The 14,952-nt window shown below is 43.1% G+C and carries 15 protein-coding genes; 6 read left to right on the plus strand and 9 right to left on the minus strand.

All coding sequences use genetic code 11. The annotated features are described in order from the left end of the window. Nucleotides 1–71: 71 nt before the first annotated feature. Both IGI42_RS03150 and IGI42_RS03155 read right to left on the minus strand, forming a co-directional pair. On the minus strand, nt 72–689 hold the full coding sequence (locus IGI42_RS03150) for a flavodoxin family protein (protein ID WP_438714218.1): 618 nt from the start codon (nt 687–689) through the stop codon (nt 72–74). Nucleotides 690–828: 139 nt separating this feature from the next. Continuing rightward, nucleotides 829–1,494 carry a flavodoxin gene (locus IGI42_RS03155; protein WP_438714220.1) on the minus strand — a complete coding sequence of 222 codons (666 nt, stop codon included), beginning with the start codon at nt 1,492–1,494 and terminating at the stop codon, nt 829–831. A gap of 218 nt (nt 1,495–1,712) precedes the next feature. Between IGI42_RS03155 and IGI42_RS03160 the strand changes: the two genes are divergently transcribed. Both IGI42_RS03160 and IGI42_RS03165 read left to right on the plus strand, forming a co-directional pair. Further along, the gene (locus IGI42_RS03160) at nt 1,713–2,405 is read left to right on the plus strand and encodes a response regulator transcription factor (RefSeq protein WP_438714222.1); all 693 of its coding nucleotides are present in this window, start codon (nt 1,713–1,715) and stop codon (nt 2,403–2,405) included. Then, complete coding sequence (locus IGI42_RS03165; RefSeq protein WP_438714224.1) at nt 2,365–3,804, plus strand: ATP-binding protein; 1,440 nt, start codon at nt 2,365–2,367, stop codon at nt 3,802–3,804. The genes IGI42_RS03160 and IGI42_RS03165 overlap by 41 nt, the downstream gene beginning before the upstream one ends. A 38-nt stretch (nt 3,805–3,842) precedes the next feature. Here the strand turns inward: IGI42_RS03165 and IGI42_RS03170 are convergent, their stop codons facing one another. Beyond that, nucleotides 3,843–4,910, minus strand: a complete 1,068-nt coding sequence (locus tag IGI42_RS03170) for an FAD:protein FMN transferase (RefSeq protein ID WP_438714225.1) — start codon at nt 4,908–4,910, stop codon at nt 3,843–3,845. A 175-nt stretch (nt 4,911–5,085) separates the two neighbouring features. On the opposite strand from IGI42_RS03170, the gene IGI42_RS03175 reads away from it, so the two are divergent. The 4 genes from IGI42_RS03175 (at nt 5,086) to IGI42_RS03190 (ending at nt 8,147) form a co-directional block, all read left to right on the plus strand. Continuing rightward, nucleotides 5,086–5,469: a NusG domain II-containing protein gene (locus tag IGI42_RS03175; RefSeq protein WP_438717004.1), complete on the plus strand. Its 384-nt coding sequence runs from the start codon at nt 5,086–5,088 to the stop codon at nt 5,467–5,469. A 13-nt stretch (nt 5,470–5,482) separates the two neighbouring features. Beyond that, nucleotides 5,483–6,016 carry a Gx transporter family protein gene (locus IGI42_RS03180; RefSeq protein ID WP_438714226.1) on the plus strand — a complete coding sequence of 178 codons (534 nt, stop codon included), beginning with the start codon at nt 5,483–5,485 and terminating at the stop codon, nt 6,014–6,016. Nucleotides 6,017–6,230: 214 nt separating this feature from the next. Continuing rightward, entirely contained in the window at nt 6,231–6,941 is a 711-nt protein-coding gene (locus IGI42_RS03185) for a TraX family protein (protein WP_438714227.1), read from the plus strand. A gap of 9 nt (nt 6,942–6,950) precedes the next feature. After that, complete coding sequence (locus IGI42_RS03190) at nt 6,951–8,147, plus strand: SH3 domain-containing protein (RefSeq protein WP_438714229.1); 1,197 nt, start codon at nt 6,951–6,953, stop codon at nt 8,145–8,147. Nucleotides 8,148–8,195: 48 nt separating this feature from the next. Here the strand turns inward: IGI42_RS03190 and IGI42_RS03195 are convergent, their stop codons facing one another. The 6 genes from IGI42_RS03195 to gtfA form a co-directional block, all read right to left on the minus strand. After that, nucleotides 8,196–9,242, minus strand: a complete 1,047-nt coding sequence (locus tag IGI42_RS03195; RefSeq protein ID WP_438714231.1) for a Gfo/Idh/MocA family protein — start codon at nt 9,240–9,242, stop codon at nt 8,196–8,198. 11 nt (nt 9,243–9,253) lie between these two features. After that, the gene (locus IGI42_RS03200; protein WP_438714233.1) at nt 9,254–10,222 is read right to left on the minus strand and encodes a sugar phosphate isomerase/epimerase family protein; all 969 of its coding nucleotides are present in this window, start codon (nt 10,220–10,222) and stop codon (nt 9,254–9,256) included. Nucleotides 10,223–10,243: 21 nt separating this feature from the next. Further along, the gene (locus tag IGI42_RS03205; protein WP_438714234.1) at nt 10,244–11,317 is read right to left on the minus strand and encodes a Gfo/Idh/MocA family protein; all 1,074 of its coding nucleotides are present in this window, start codon (nt 11,315–11,317) and stop codon (nt 10,244–10,246) included. 186 nt (nt 11,318–11,503) lie between these two features. Continuing rightward, nucleotides 11,504–12,364, minus strand: a complete 861-nt coding sequence (locus IGI42_RS03210) for an AraC family transcriptional regulator (protein ID WP_438714236.1) — start codon at nt 12,362–12,364, stop codon at nt 11,504–11,506. Between the two features lie 14 nt (nt 12,365–12,378). Then, complete coding sequence (locus IGI42_RS03215) at nt 12,379–13,488, minus strand: ABC transporter ATP-binding protein (RefSeq protein WP_438714238.1); 1,110 nt, start codon at nt 13,486–13,488, stop codon at nt 12,379–12,381. A gap of 15 nt (nt 13,489–13,503) precedes the next feature. Then, nucleotides 13,504–14,949: a sucrose phosphorylase gene (gene gtfA / locus IGI42_RS03220; protein ID WP_438714239.1), complete on the minus strand. Its 1,446-nt coding sequence runs from the start codon at nt 14,947–14,949 to the stop codon at nt 13,504–13,506. Nucleotides 14,950–14,952: the final 3 nt, after the last annotated feature.

Genomic DNA, 14,952 nt, shown 5'->3' on the forward strand with positions numbered 1-14,952 from the left:
TATGTAATCAGAAAGGCTTCACAAAACCCAACAGCTTTGTGAAGCAGAATATCACTGACACTTTTTAATAATCAGCGAATAAAATTCGTGAAAGCTTTTGTTTGATTTTGAGGAACCGGTACATTAGAAGCATGGCAGCACTTGATCAAATAGGCCATATTATCTGCTAAAACCTGCAAGGTTTGAACTCCTTCTTCATCCTGGTATACCTCTGTTGGTGAATTTCCGTGAATTTGATTCCAGTAGTTGGAAGAAACCACCGGCATTTGTCGGATGGTAAAATACTTGTTCAGCTGATCAAAAGCGGTACTGGCTCCCGCCCGGCGACAGCTGACAACACTGGCACCAAACTTCAGCCGCAAATCTTCACCCGGCATACTGTAAAACAACCGATCGAAGAAGGATGACGCAGCACCGGTCACTGAAGCATAATGCACCGCTGAACCCAAAATTACGCCGTCTGCTTCTCTAATTTTGTCGGCTGCCTCGTTAACTAGATCATCAGAATAAAAACATTTTCCCAATTTTTGGCACTTTTGACAGGCGGTACAGCCGATAATCGGTTTGTTCCCAACATGAATAATTTCACTGTCCACTTGATTCTCGCTTAAACGCTCTTGAATAATTTTTAACCCCGTGTACGTACAACCACGCTTTCTTGGGCTACCATTAATCAACACTACTTTCATTTTTTTCACTCCTTTATTTGAACATCCTGCAAAGTAAGCTGTAAAATGACTATTAACTTCATCAACCCTCACCTTACTCACATATCCATTTTACTCCCTAGAGTCCACATTAAGGCAAAGTTTTTTTGAATTTTTTTATTTAGATTCCATTTACCCAGTCGATGATCGTTTGTCTGGAACCAGCTACTTCACTGCGAGAGATAGATAATGCGTCATCGTAAACCTTGGCGTCCGGTTGCAACTCTTCAATCGTTTCAATGGTTCCCGATAATCTGCTGCCGCCATGGGTTGAAAACGGAATAATCGTTTTGTCGGCAAAGTCATGGGATTCAAAGAAAGTATACATTGGCATCGGCAGGTCGCTGAACCAATTTGGGTAACCGACAAAGATCGTATCATAGTCATCCAGATTTTCGATTTCTGCCGCTAGTTCCGGCCGGGCATCTTCAGATTGTTCTTGATCCCCCTGGTCCACCAATTCGTCATGGTCAGCCGGATATTCTTGAACTGTGTCGATTTGGAATAGCTCTGCGCCAGTTTCTTCACTAATGATTTGGGCCAAGAATTGCGTATTTCCGACAACTTCTCCCTCTTCTACTACTCGACTGGCACCAGCCAAGGCGTCAGTTCCAGTTTCTTCTGGTTCAGTAAAGTAAGCCACTAACACATTTTCGCCGATTTCCACGTCTGTGGTCCCACCGCTTGAACTATTTCCTGAAGCATCCTCACTGTCAGTGTCGTTGCCGCAGGCTGTTAATCCGGTGGCTACTAAAATCAGCAATATCGTTTTTAAAATCTTTTTCATCTCTTTTTGCTCCGTTTCTTCTCTTATTATTTTCTCTCGTTTTCCCACTAAGGCACTTATTTTCCTTGCTGCACTCTTATCATAAAAACAACTTGTGAGAGAAGTGTGAGGGTTCTTACAAAGTTCGGAAAATTCGTTTTAGATGGCGAAAAAGCCTTTGGAAGCTGTGCTATACTAAGGTCAAGAAAGATTCCTACATATTAGGCAGGTGCAAGAAAATGAAAAACATATTAATCATTGATGACGATGTTCATCTACGAGCGCTGGTAAAAACCTACGCCGAATTAGAAGGCTACCATTGTTTAGAAGCAGAAAATTACGACCAGGCAGTCAGCCAAGTCGAACAAACCAACTTTGACATTATTGTCTTGGATGTCATGATGCCAGGCAGAGATGGCTTTGAAACCTTAGCAGAAATTCGCAAATTTACTGAATGTCCCGTGATCATGCTGTCGGCACGCAAAGAAGAATACGACAAGCTGCTGGGCTTTAACCTAGGAGCTGACGACTATGTGCCCAAGCCCTTCAGCCCCAAAGAATTAATGGCACGAATTAAAGCGGTTTTAAAACGTAGTGGTCAGTCAGAAGACAGCCCGAATATTTTCGGTGGACTAGAGATCAAAGAAAAATCCCATGCAGTAACGATTGATGGCACGCCTTTGGTTTTGACGCCGAAGGAATTTGATCTGCTGATTTATTTAGCAAAAAATGATCAGATTTGCTTAGATCGGGAAACGATTTTGAAGCATGTTTGGGGTTACAATTATTACGGCGATACTCGCACAGTGGACACCCACATTAAATCCCTTAGAGATCGTTTAGGGAAATACCGTGATTTGATTACCACAGTTTGGGGGGTCGGCTACAAATTTGAATACGACGAAAATAAAATCACTCAAGAACTTCCTTAAAAGCAAGCTGCTGGTGAAATTGTGGCTGGCGAACATGCTCTTAGTGGTGATTGCCATTATCTTTCTTTGGGTGATGCAAATTTTACTTTTTGAGCCTAATTATATTGAGGCTACCATGGAAGACTCCTATGCTCGAGTGGAGGAAAATGCCGAAGAATTACGGGAGATCAGCCAAATCGATCCCAACAGCAGTGAAAATCCATTGAAATTTTTAAGCAAAACGATTATTGGCTTAGTTTTTTTGACTGATGAAAGTGGCGAAGTCCTGTATGTTTACAACAACGGACAAGAGCTGGAGCCTTCATCCTTGGAAAATCATTACGATTGGTTAACGGCTGAGTCAGGTGCCGTCATTGAAGGACAAGAGCTTAAAACGGTGGAGAAATTCCCTAAAAACTCCGCAATTGTAATTGGCGTACCTACCCAGTACCAAGGTCAGCCGGTGGCTTTACTGATGTATAACAACATTACCCAGACTGAGGCGCTGCAGCGGTTGAATCGCCACCAGCTGTTGATTTTTAGTTTGCTGCTGACGCTAGTAGCTTCGATTGTCTCCTTTGTGTTGTCGAAGCATTTTTCTACTCCGATTATCCAAATTAAAAATACCGTTATTGATTTAACCAAAGGGTTGTTGACCTCGAAGCCGAATGTCAAACGTCAAGATGAACTAGGTCAGCTATCAGAATCGGTGAGTGAACTAGGTGAAGAGTTGCAACGAGTGGAAGTATTAAGAAAAGAAGTCATTGCCAATGTCTCCCACGAATTACGAACACCTTTGGCCCTGATTACCGGCTATGGCGAAATGGTGAGAGATGTCACCGGCAACAATGAAGAACTGAGAAACAATAATATGAATTTGATTATCCGAGAAGCCCATCGTTTAAGCGAGATGGTGGATGACATCATGGACTATTCCATTATGCAGGCTGGCTATTCTGACTTGCATCTGGAAACCTTCAATCTTTACGGTCTAGTCGAAACATCGGTGGAGTATGCCCAAGGCGTCGGCTATCAATACAATATTTCGCTGGATTTTCACAGTTTCAGCAAGGATATCCCGTTGGAAATCGACGTGATGAAGATGAGTCAGGTATTGCGGAATTTACTTAACAATGCCATCAATCATACCAAAAGCGGCGAAACCATCACGGTGGACATCGACAAGCTGTCGGATCGGATCAAAGTTTCCGTGATCAACCCTGGCGAGGATATCCCCGAAGATCAAATGCAGGAAATTTGGGAAAGATACCAGCGGGTGCAGCACCAAGGCGGGCACAAAGAAGGCACTGGCATTGGCCTAGCCATTGTCAGTACCATTCTAACTGCCCATCAGATGACTTACGGTGCCGATTCACAAAACGGACAGACTAGTTTCTGGTTTGAAATTCCTTGCAAATAAAAAGGGCGTTGCCGAAATTTCTCGGCAGCGCCTTTTTACTATAGATCCTCCCGATCCCCTAAGGTATAACCGGAGCCTTCATTCAATTTAAATTCATCCACTAACCCTTCAGAAACATACACCTTGCCATCTTTACTGACAAAGACTGCTTCGGTTCCATTATCTGCCATATTTTCAATATACTCCAGCCCTGCTTTGATCCCCTTACTGTAAACCAAAGTAGACAAGGCATCCCCATCAATCGATTGATCAGTAATAATCGACACCCCAGCAATATCGTTTTTGTAAGGATAGCCAGTAGTCGAATCAAAAATATGATGGAAGGTTTCATCGCCTACTGTTAAATTACGTTCGTAAATTCCCGAGGTCACAATCGTCTGGTTGGTGGTTTCAATCGTGCCAATCGTTACGCCCCGCGCTTGATTCGGATCTTGAATCCCGACACTCCAGCGCTGATTGTCACGGTTAGGATTTTCTCCCATCACGTAAATATTTCCACCTAAATCAATAATCGCCGAGGTCACACCTTGCTCTTTCAAAGTTGCCACTACTTCATCGGTAATATATCCTTTAGCAATCGCCCCCAGATCAATCATCATGCCAGCTTCCGGCAGAAAGACTGTCTGATCTTCATCGGAAAACTGGACTTTGGTATAATCCACATGCTTTAAGGCCACATCAATTTCACTTTGCTCCGGCTTGCGGGCGTCATCATAGCCAATCCGCCACAGCTGAGTAATCGAGCCGATCACATAGTTAAAGCCGCCGTCAGATTCTTCACTATAATTGGCCGCTTCTTTTAATAGAGTATACACGTCTTCAGTCACTGCTACCGGTTCGATTCCAGCTTGTTGGTTGATTTGATCGATTTTCGAAGCACCGGCTTCATCGTTAATGGTCAGCTTGTCCTCCAGCTCCTCGATCCGGTCAAAGGCTGGCTGTAAGGCCGTCTCTTGATCCTCATCATACACCCGAATCCGAATATATGTCCCTAACGAAAAGCTTTCCTGGGAATACGGTTCTTCCCGCAACCCGCTATTCTCACCACCGGCACAACCTGCCAACAGCAGCACTCCCAGCATCAAACTCATATATATTTTTCTCATTTTGTTCACCTATTTTCTTTTTCCTGTCTAATTATGATACATTATTTATAGAAGAAAAAACACAGAATTTGCTAATTCTCGCAACTCTTTAGGGGAATGTTCACAGAACCCTCACACCGTTAGCGAAGAATAAGTAAGAGAGAATCTTTCAAATTGAAAAAGGAGTTTGACTATCATAAAAATCAAAAAATTTTTCACGGACAGTTTATGGAAACCTTGGGACGGGATCATCATCGGACTGCTGGTGCTGTTTTCCTTGTTGCCTTTGGTGATCTTTTCTGTTTATCAGAAAACTAATTTAGCGCAACGAACTCAAGCCGTTTTACGGGTTGACGGCGAAGAAATCGAACGCTTTGACTTGGTTGAAGGCCCGGATTCCTACACCTATACTTATGAAGATCCTGATGGCGATTATAACCTGATCGAAATTTCCGGCGAGCGGATTCGGGTCAAAGAAGCCAGCTGTCGCGATCAAGTCTGCGTGCGGCGAGGTTGGATTGAGGAAACTGGCGACACGATTGTCTGCCTGCCCCATAAAATGGTGATTGAAGTTGTCTAAGGAGGTGCCTGGAATGGGCAACACACGAAAATATTTGTTTATTGCTTTACTAGTAGCCCAAGGCGTAACGATTGGCTTATTGGAAAACATGATTCCTTATCCCTTTGCCTTCGCACCTGGTGCCAAGCTGGGCTTAGCTAATTTAATCACTGTGATTTCCCTTTTCACCCTGCGCAAACGCGAAAGCTTCCTATTAATATGGTTGCGATTGCTGCTGACGACCTTACTGGGAGGAACGATTTCTACTTTTCTTTACAGTATGAGCGGTGCGTTGCTCAGTTATCTAGGGATGATACTCGTGAAAAAACTAGGACCGCAGCGAGTCAGCATCATCGGCATCAGTGCCACCGGCGGCTTTTTACACAACGTGGGACAGCTATTGGTAGCTTCATTTATTGCCCAATCTTGGTCAGTAATGCTATACTTACCGATCCTTTCGTTTCTAGGTATTTTGTCAGGAATTGTCATTGGCATTGCCGCTAACTATCTGTTAACTAGGGTCAAAACCCTGCAGGAATTTCAGCTGAGTCACGAAAAAAATAATTAGCAAAAAGGAAAGATTCTGCTGTTTCAAGCAGTATTCTTTCCTTTTTTTAATCTTTATATATACTCATCTTAATCTTTACTTACGAAAAAACTTTCAAATTCTCTATATTTTCCAACATATTTTGAACACATTTGAATCATAAAATGACTCTTACAACGTGGTCAAGTGCTCATACCTAAGAGTTTTACCATTAATTATTAAGGAGCATTGCCAAATGGAACAAGTACTTACCAATAAATTCGATCTTTCATCCAACTTTTTAAAATATTTAGCGATTGTCGCGATGTTTTTGGACCACTTCGCCAGTGTCTTTCTCACAACCGACCAGCCGGTCTGGATGGTTCTGCGAGTGCTTGGCCGACTGAGTGCACCGATCATGTGTTACTTTGTAGCAGAAGGGGAATATTTCACCTCCAACCGCAAACGCTACGTGCGTCGTCTCTTCATCTTTGCCTTGATGGCCCATTTCCCTTATGTCATCTATTTTAACCTGCCCTTATTTAGTGCCACCAGTGTTTTGTGGGGCCTAATGAACGGTTTATTAGCCCTAACTTTTGTCAAACATTCTCCTGCCAACAACCTGGTTAAAGTTGCTTTTGTCGCTTTTTGCTGCCTGGTGGTTCTGCCAGCCGATTGGAATTATGTATCCGTACTTTGGATTTTGGGTTTTGGTCTATTTCGAGGGGATTTCAAGAAACAAATGTTGAGCTTTGTAGTAATTGGCGTAGTCTTTCATTTGATTCCCCTGCTGCGGGATTATGGTGCGGCAGATATTTATCAATTAGGAATTGTACTAGCAATTCCAGTGTTAGCCCTGTATCATGGAAGAAAAGGTAAAAGCAATAAATTACTGCAATGGGGCTTTTACTTGTTCTATCCTGGACATTTGTTATTGCTGGAGTTACTGAAAATTATGATTAGATGAGGAAAAAAGATGAAACGAATCGCTTTATTAGCTACTATCTGTTTACTACTACTGACTCTTGCCGGCTGTCACCAAACCAACGAACCAACGGAAAACAGCAGCACAAGTAAGTCTGCCGAAACAGTCACATCAACCACTGAAGAAACCCAAGCGTCGGAAGAACCATCCACCGCTGCTTCCACCAAAGAAAGCACGGAATCTAAAGAAGAAGTTACTGGTGAGGTCTACCAAGGCCAATATGAGTTACCGGTACAAGGGGCCACCGGTTATGCCTCCATCAACCTACCGCTACGAGAAGCTAGTAATTTCCAAGGCGCGGAACTGCGGCGATTGGAGCCGGGCACGGGATTTACGATTATAAAGGAAGAAAACGGCTGGCTGAATGTGAAAATTGATGGTCAGACAGGCTGGATAGACAGTCATTACTGTTTTGTGAATCTGCCAGACCTTATTCCTTCTATTAAATACAATATTACCAACAACAACAAATCCCTATTTGTCTCTTCTGGTCATTCGATTCCTAATGTGACTGATCAAGTATTATATGAGAGTCACGATATGAACGCACGACTGAATAAAGAAGAGTATATCGTGCCGGTACTGTACAACATGGCAGGTAAAATTATGAACGCCCAAAAAGCCGCTTTGGCTGACGGAAATACGCTGGTGATCTATGAAGCCTTTCGTCCTCTTTCGGTTCAGCTGAATGTAGCCAATCAATTGCTACAGCTGGCTCAGACAACACCGGAAGTTATGGCAGGTATTGCAAACTCACCTTGGCAGATTGATTGGTTTATTTCAACCAAAGTTTCGAATCATCAGGTGGGTTATGCCATCGATGTAACGGTGGCCAAAATTGACTCATCAAAACAAACAAAAGTCGGAAAATACTTGGTGACCGACATCGAAAGCTACACTGAATATCCGATGCATACAGCGATGCATGAGTTAAGTTCCCAGTCAGCAATTTACACTCATCCAGTGAATACCAACAGCCCCACCGCTTGGCAAAGTGCGGTCGTTAATCCCAATAACAGCGAAAATGTAGCTTTGCTGCAGCACTATTTGATTACCAATGGCGGACTGACCCCGCTGGCCTCGGAATGGTGGCACTTCAATGATCTGGATGCGTTAAACGGCCTCCACAATTTAGGTGGTAATAGTGACTTTGTTTTGCATGAGACGTATAGTGAAGTACCAGAGTAATTAAGCAGGGCCTGATGAACGCATTGTTTAACAGACCCTTTGCCTATTTTATTGAACTTGCATAACGGGCTCTTCTGAAAGAATCATATCGATTAATTCCATTACTCGGCGAACTTCGTGATTTTTGACAATTGGAACCGCTTGATGGTGAACTACATCATAAAAATTATGATAAAAGGACACATATTCAGCCTGAATTTCTGGAAACGGTAACTGAAGAGTCGCCTCTTCAGAAGGTGGAGCCATGGTTTTAGTCAGGCCAACACCGGCTTGAACTGGTGTTGGTGCTGACAAGATTTCACTTTTAGATGCCACCACCATTTCCCCGGAAAAATCCCAGTCGTCAATTTCCGCTGTGCCCTCTGTTCCTTTGACGTACCAGCGGGGCAGCTTAGCATAATTAGTGGTTCCTACTTCCACGACCACCCGCAGACCATTTTCAAAGGTAATGGTGCAACTGAAGCCGTCATCCACTTCATCCCCTAAAATAAAACTCAAATCGGTCACGACTTTCTTAATCGGTTGGTCAATCAAAAACAGCAGCTGATCAAACAAATGGAAGCCCCAGTCTAAAACCATTCCGCCGCCGTGCGCCTTCAAATGGCGCCAGTCGCCAGGAATCCCATTGGCTCCCTGAACCCGCGATTCAATTTGGAAAATTTCGCCTAATTGCTGATTTTGATAAAGTTCCCGAATAATCAGAAAGTCCGGGTCCCAACGGCGATTTTGATGCACCATGAAAATACAGCCGCTTTCTTTGGCCACCGCTAAAATCTCATCGAATTCTGTGGTAGTTAAGGTCACAGGTTTTTCGCACACCGCATGCTTGCCAGCTTGCAGTGCTAAAATCGCCAGCTCTTTATGAACATCATTAGGTGTGGCAATTAAGACAGCCTCTACCTTTTCATCTGCCAACACTGCCTGGTAGCTGGGGTACGCATAAAGGCCGTTTTCAGCCGAAACCGCTTGGCGATCCGGCGAAATGTCGTAGGTCCCGATCACTTGAATCCGTTCCTGATCCTTTGGCATGATCGTGTTTACGTGATAACTGCCCATCCCGCCAAAGCCGATGACAACAAAATTGATTGGTTTCATTTTCTTCCTCCTTAGGCCCACCACATATCAGCCGGTTGATCCTTAATCATGATGCTTTGAAGATTAGTAACTGCCCGCATCAGTCCTTCATCAATGGACATAATAGGATCTTCATGCTCAATACTCAGCACATAATCGTAGCCGTACAAACGCAGCGCGGAAATAATATCTGACCAAACCTTCAAATCATGACCGCAACCGACTGTCCGGAAAGTCCAGGCCCGGGTTTGCACATTGTTATACGGCTGCATATCCGTCAAACCGTACATATTAATATTGTCCTGATCCAAATAGGTATCTTTCGCATGGAAATGGTGAAGCGCACCTTCTGCACCTAAAATTTTCACTGCTGCTACCGGATCGATTCCTTGCCACCATAAATGACTGGGATCTAAATTACAGCCAATCGCCTTGCCAGTAGCCTCCCGCAGCTTCAGCATAGTATATGGTGTGTGGCACAAGAAACCACCATGTAGTTCAATCCCGATTTTGACCCCAGCCGCTTCGGCAACGGTATTGATGTCTTTCCAGTAAGGAATCAGCTTTTGTTCCCACTGGTAATTGTAGTTTTCATCATAGGCAGTCGGCCAAGGCAGCACTGGCCAGTTTACTTGGGTATCGGTAGGATTGCCGCCGGATACTCCCGAAAAGCCATTCACAACTTCGACGTTCATCAAGTTTGCCAATTTAATCGTTTTTCTTAACAGCTCGTCCGCTTCCTGCGCAGTTTCCTTCACTGGCGAGATAGGATTATGGTGGCAACTTAAAGCCGAAATACTCAAGCCTTTGTCGTTCAGCTTCGCCAAATATTCTTTACGTTCATCTCCGCTGGCTAACAGCTTGTCGATGTCCAAATGGGCACTACCAGGTGATCCGCCGGTTCCAATTTCCACCGCCTGCAGTCCTTGTTTCGCTACCGCTTCGATCATTTCGTCAAAGCTCAAATTATTAAATAATGGGGTAAAAACGCCTAATTTCATTCTTTGTTCCTCCTGCTTTTTTTATAGAAAAACTGGCTGTCCAGTTTTTGAAGACTCGTAAATGGCTTCTAATATTTCGGTAACGACCAAGGCTTGCTCCGGCTTCACGACTGGTTCCCGATCTTCCAAAATATCAGTAATCCACGATTTGGCTTCAGTAACTGCCGGATCATCGCCTTTACCGTCGTAAAAATCAACGCCACCAGTTTGTAGTTGGATTTTTTTCTCATAAAGCAGGCTGTGGTCTTCACCATTAATGGTTAGGCCATCGTTCATATCTGCTCCGCCTTTAGTTCCGCATAAGGTCGTTTTCGCTTCCTTCACGTCTAGATTGTTCAACGCCCAGCTGGACTCTAAGAAAATGCTGGCGCCATTTTCCATCATGATAAATCCAAAGGCTGAATCCTCTACTTTGAACTTTTCTGGATCCCAAGGTCCCCAGGCATTGGCGGCATTTTTGGTTTCAGCCAACTTATGGTAAGCCTTACCCACCACATATTTGGGTTGGTAATTGTTCATCATCCACAAGGTCAAATCCAAAGCATGCGTTCCAATATCAATCAGTGGACCTCCGCCCTGTGCTTCTTCATCCAGGAATACACCCCAGGTGGGAACAGCGCGACGACGAATCGCATGAGCTTTACCGAAATAGATATCTCCTAAAGTACCTTCTTGGCAAACCTCTTTTAAATACTGAGAATCGGTTCGAAAACGATTTTGATAGCCGATTGTTAGCTTCTTACCGGTTCTTTTAGATGCTTCAATCATTCGTCGGGCTTCCTCAGAAGTTTTTGCCATCGGTTTTTCACACATCACATGACAGTCTGATTCTAAAGCAGCGATCGTCAGTTCTGCATGTGTAGCATTTGGCGTACAAACATGGACCACATCCAAATCCATTTCCGCCAGCATTTTTTGATAGTCTGTGAACATTTCAGCCTCTGGTGTACCGAAGATTGTTCTCGCCTCATCTGCTCGATCTAAAATAACATCACAAAAAGCCACTAGTTCTACTTCTTCTACCTGATTCAATGCCGGCAGATGCTTTCCTTTGGCAATTCCACCACACCCGATAATTCCAATTTTCACTGTCATAATTCCCTCCAGGTTCTTTATTTACCTATAGTATAATCCTCCAACTCTTAGCTTTCTTCCTTCTTTTCGATCCAAAAGTTCCCGAATTATGCGCTCTTTTGCGACCTGCTAAAAAAACCAAAAATCAGCTAGACAAAATTAAGATAACAAAAAATCCAGTATCTAAAACTAGATACTGGACCTCATTTATTCATTCAGCTTTTTTTGAAATTGCTTTGGTGAAACCCCCACTTGCGACTTAAAAACATGGTGGAAGGTTTTGACACTGGAGAAACCAGCCTGGCTTGCAACTTCCACCATTGGCAGCTGGGAAGTTCCTAAAATATACTTTGCTACATTGATCCGATACTCGGTTAAATACTGGCTAAAAGAGGTACCCACATGTTTTTTGAAGAAGCGAGAGAAATAGGACGGACTGAACCCTACATGATTCGCTACCTCCACGATAGTAATTGCAGATAAAAAGTGGTGTTCGACATATTCAAAGACTGCATTCAGGTAGTCCATTACTTCTTTGTTTTTTAAGGATTGCTGTGACTGACCGATTGGATTTTTTACTGTAGGCAGTCTGTAAAAACTAGCAACTAGCTGATAAAGCAGCCCTGCTAAAGCGTACTGGACACCTTCCACACCTTGTGATGACTGATAAAAAAGTTTCAGTAATAAATCATTGATCTTTTCTTTAACTGATTGCGGCCATAGTCTGCTGTAGCTGGGAATGGTGCGGAACAACTCATACAATGGACGATCAGAGTCTGCTAAGTTTTCAATCGAGTGAAACAGCTTTAAATCAAATTGATAAACGATTCTTTCGCTGTCAGGAGATGCTAAGAAAAAGTGAGCTTGCCCACTCGAGAAAACATAAGCCTCTCCTTCTTTTAATTGCAGCACCTGTTCATTTACCCCTAAATTTACTGTGCCCTTCAAACAGTAAATAATCTCAATTTCCTTGTGCCAATGAGGATAAGTAATATCCCAGCCATAGGAAATAAATGTTCGAAAAGGGAATAATGGATTTAATTTTGGGATCTCGATGTACTTACTCATAGACGCCTTGCCCCTTAAGGTAATGTAATAACTTCTTCTGTTTCTTTATCGAAAAAGTGCGATTTATTCAAGTTGAACGCTAACTGAATATTCTGTCCCGGTTGATAAACTTCACGAGCATCTACTTTGGATACAAATTCAGTACTGCCACTCTTAGAATAAAGCATGATTTCAGCTCCTAATAATTCAGAAACCTCAATTTTCGCATGAACGGTTGTTCCTGGTGAAGATTCTATCACAATCTGCTCATTATGAATATCCTCTGGACGAATACCGAAAATAATTTCCTTGCCTTCATATCCTTTTTGTACCAAGACTTTATTTTTGCCTTCAGGAACCTTTAGTTCTAAACCTTGCTCGTCGCGAATCACACCATTGTTTAGCGTAACTTTAAAGAAGTTCATAGCTGGTGAACCAATAAAGCCTGCAACAAAGACATTTCTTGGTGTGTTGTAGACATCTTTTGGCGATCCGATTTGTTGGATAAAGCCATCTTTCATAATGACAATCCGATCAGCCATAGTCATAGCTTCGGTCTGATCATGGGTAACATAAATGGTGGTTGTTTCCAGACGCTGATGAAGCTTAGCGATTTCTGCTCGCATCGCCACCCGTAGTTTTGCATCCAAGTTAGACAAGGGTTCATCCATCAAGAAGACCTTAGCATCACGTACGATTGCCCGACCTAGTGCTACCCGCTGACGTTGCCCACCTGACATGGCTGCTGGTTTGCGCTCTAAGTACTCGGTTAAGCCTAGAATTTCCGCAGCATTATCTACCCTTTTTTGAATATCCTCTTTGTCATATTTTCGCAATTTTAGTCCAAAGGCCATATTATCAAAAACGGTCATATGAGGATACAAGGCATAGTTCTGAAAGACCATCGCAATGTCGCGATCCTTCGGTGCCACGTCATTCATTACAACTTCGCCGATTCGCAGTTCTCCTTCAGAAATATCTTCTAATCCGGCGATCATCCGCAAAGTTGTAGATTTCCCGCAACCGGAAGGTCCTACGAAGACGATGAATTCCCGATCTTTGATTTCTAAATTAAAGTCTGTAACTGAATATTTGTCATTGTTGCCATATTTTTTATGCACACCTCTTAAAGCTATATCTACCATAACGCACCTCTTTTTTTAATTAGCGAAAACCTGCTGGTCATTTTCAAACACATTGAATTTCTTCGCCGCTAGATCGGCTTCTAAACGAGCAACGGTCTTGCCATCTTGACTTTTTCTTATCACTACAATGGTTTCTTCGGTTGGTGTTTCAACGGTGATTGTTCCGGTTAGTTCAAAAGCCGCCGAACGATTTCTAAAACGCAATAGTTCAAACAAGGATTGAACCACTGGACGAGCGACTTCCTGATTAATTTCTTCAAGTGAATAATAGTGTCGGTTGATATTACGGCCTTCCAGCGACTGTTCCAAGAGCTCAATATCATTTTTCCCAGCCAGCAAACCTACATAATAGACCTGCGGAATTCCTGGAGCGAAGCATTGCAGCGCTCGCGCTAGCAAGTAACTATCATCATTGTCGCCTAAAGCACTGTAATACGTACTGTTGATTTGATAAATGTCTAAATTATTGTAGCTTTCAGAAGAATAAATTTTCTTCACATTCGCCCCGACTTTATACAATTCTTCCGAGGTATAATTCAACTCTTCATCCGTCAATAAATCCTTGGCATCCACCACACCAATCCCATCATGAGTATCTAATGTTGTGAACTGCTTCATGGGACTCATCTTCAGCCAAGCCGCTAGCCGTTTACTTTTGCCACTGTACAAGGAATAAAGTGTCAGCATCGGCAACGCAAAATCATATACGAAGTAATCATGATCGGCAATCTTCATTTGAATCGAATAATGCTCATGAATCTCCGGCAGTAACTCCACCTGATGCTTGGCTGCTTCCTCCCGAATTTCATCCAGCAGTTCCCAAATTTCCGGTTCCACGAAGAAATCATTGGTGTCCAGCTTCTTAATCGCATAAGCAAAAGCGTCCAAACGAATCAAGGAACAGCCATGACTAGCCATATCAGCAATCGTTTCGCGAATGAAAGCTTTGGTCACTTCTTTAGTTACATCCAAATCAATCTGTTCTTCCCCAAAAGTATTCCAGATCTGCTCTGTTTCGCCATCGGCAAAGACTACCTCCTGAAAAGGCGCCTTATCCTTGCGCTTGTAAATTAGGTCAATGTCAGCATCTGTTGGACGATTTTCCGGGAAAAATTCATGAATGCGGATGAACATCTCCTTATAAATAGAAGCTTCATGTTTGGCTTTAAAATCCTGGAAGAATTTCGATTCTCGGGAAATATGATTCACCATGAAGTCAAACATCAAGTAATACTGCTCACCCAATGCTTCAACATCCTGCCAATCGCCAAAAGCTTCATCAACGACGGTATAATCACTAGGTGCAAAACCACGATCCCCGGTGGAAGGAAAGAAGGGCAGCAGATGTACGCCGCCAACGACACCTTCCAATTTATCGGTTAACACTTGATTTAGTTCTTTAAGATTCGTACCCATGCTGTCGGCATAGGTAATCAGCATTGCTTCATTTTTAACTTTCACATT

This window comes from Enterococcus sp. AZ109, assembly GCF_051714625.1.
Classification (GTDB): Bacteria; Bacillota; Bacilli; order Lactobacillales; family Enterococcaceae; genus Enterococcus_A.